The sequence below is a fragment of the Neobacillus drentensis genome, from assembly GCF_036966985.1.
Lineage (GTDB): Bacteria > Bacillota > Bacilli > Bacillales > Cytobacillaceae > Neobacillus > Neobacillus drentensis_E.
The window spans coordinates 1-1,716 of sequence record NZ_JBALSN010000644.1 but is presented as its reverse complement, the minus strand read 5'-3'; the positions used below and the strand labels follow the sequence as shown (position 1 = coordinate 1,716).

2 protein-coding genes are annotated in these 1,716 nt (G+C 46.4%); both read right to left on the bottom strand.

Going from position 1 to position 1,716, the window contains the following annotated elements; genetic code table 11:
• Positions 1 to 87: 87 nt before the first annotated feature.
• The gene (locus tag V7659_RS29710; RefSeq protein ID WP_335543629.1) at positions 88 to 1,443 is read right to left on the bottom strand and encodes an MFS transporter; all 1,356 of its coding nucleotides are present in this window, start codon (positions 1,441 to 1,443) and stop codon (positions 88 to 90) included.
• A 57-nt stretch (positions 1,444 to 1,500) separates the two neighbouring features.
• Positions 1,501 to 1,644 carry a hypothetical protein gene (locus V7659_RS29705; RefSeq protein WP_335543628.1) on the bottom strand — a complete coding sequence of 48 codons (144 nt, stop codon included), beginning with the start codon at positions 1,642 to 1,644 and terminating at the stop codon, positions 1,501 to 1,503.
• Positions 1,645 to 1,716 lie beyond the last annotated feature (72 nt).

Below are 1,716 nucleotides of genomic sequence, written 5' to 3'. Positions count from 1 at the left end.
TAATAGGTAAGTGTCAATACCTCCATGATGTTACTGGTCACTTTTTATTTACCAAATCTATTTTTCCTCAATTTTTCATTTATTTCGCTATCTCGACCGAGCTTTTTCCGTTATGTTACCCCGCGAAGAATCGGATCGACGGACGGATAGCTTGTACCAGAGCAGCGTGAATAACGAGAAAATGCATACCGCAATTAAAGCGCCGTACACATTTTCATAGGCACTGACCAGCGAATTCTTTTTTTGAAATTCGAGTAACATACCGCAAATCGCAACGGAAAACGAACCGCCGAAAAACTGGATAAGCTGCATAAATCCCATGCCTGAACCGATCAACTTGGTCGGCAAAATACGTGACGTTTCGTAGTTTAATGAAGCTAACGTTACAGAGGTCGCAGGCGAGAAGAATAGGTATCCGTACAAGATGACAGTCGGTGATGTGCCGAGTTCCGCCCAAAAGGCTATCAAAACGAGAGCTAAAATCCCATGCCCGAGAATCAGAAACCGCACACTACCGTACTGGTCGATCCAGCGTCCGATGAAGAACGTGAGAAATGCTGATAAAACGGCGCCTGGTCCGATAGTAAAGCCGATAGCCAACGGAGATTTGCCAAATAGATTAGCAAGTGCCAGTGGCATTAAAAACAAGTTACCGATATTCAGTACCATAAGGAAGAAACCGACAACAAGCAGTTTCCGGTACATTGGCTTTGCCAAGAGTTCCGGGTTGATAAACGATTCTTTCGTGCGTTTGAGGTGCCAGATATGGGCAGCAATCGATAACAATCCGGCTGCCAGCCAGGCGGCTGAGCGCTGCGTTACGGCGGTCAGAAGAGTCACCGCATGGACGACGGTCAGGAAGGCGCCAGTTAGGTCAAACCGGAAAGGCTTTGGCTCCTCTTTGGGAAGCAGGCGCAGCAGAATCGGGAGAAGAGCAAGCACAAGGCAAGAGACAGCAAATAACCCTTTCCAGCCGATGTACTCGCTGATCAACCCACCGACAATTGGCCCGAGTCCAAAAGCCATGGCAGTTCCCGCCGAAATCATTGAAATTGCTCTGCCTCGCCTTTCATAAGGAATATACTGGCTGGCTAAAACGAGGCCAAGTCCCGGCATCACGCCGGCGCCGGCGGACTGAGCAATCCGAGTTATAAGCAGAGTTTGAAAATTCGTCGCGAAGATGCCGAAGACAGAAGAAAGCCCCAGTATCATGAGTCCAACCGACAGCAATCTTCGAATAGGCAGTACGTCGGAGAGTCTACTGAAAATCACCGTTGATAATGCATATCCGATCGAGTAACTTGAAACAATCCACGATCCAAGAGACGCCGAAACCCCGATATCCCTAATGATGCTCGGAATGGAGACGTTAAACATCGTCGTGTTCATCATCACGATGAACAGTCCGAACGTCCATACCGGCATTACGATTTTGTCATTCATTTTGTTAGCTCCTATCCGAGGATACCCATCCATTGATAGATTGGTGGTCTAACCCCATCAATTTCTACAGTTATCTTCGGTTAAAATGGCATGTGCAAATGTACCTCCAAGAGTACTAATAAAAGCAGATCCCCTCGCTGCATCAGCTATATCACAAAGTCCCCCCAATGTAGCGTGCATCGGATTACTAATTTGACCCATACATTTTCCCCCGTTCATTTCCTTATTCTATATTTATATATATACTGAAATTGAAATTAAAATTATTCCGCT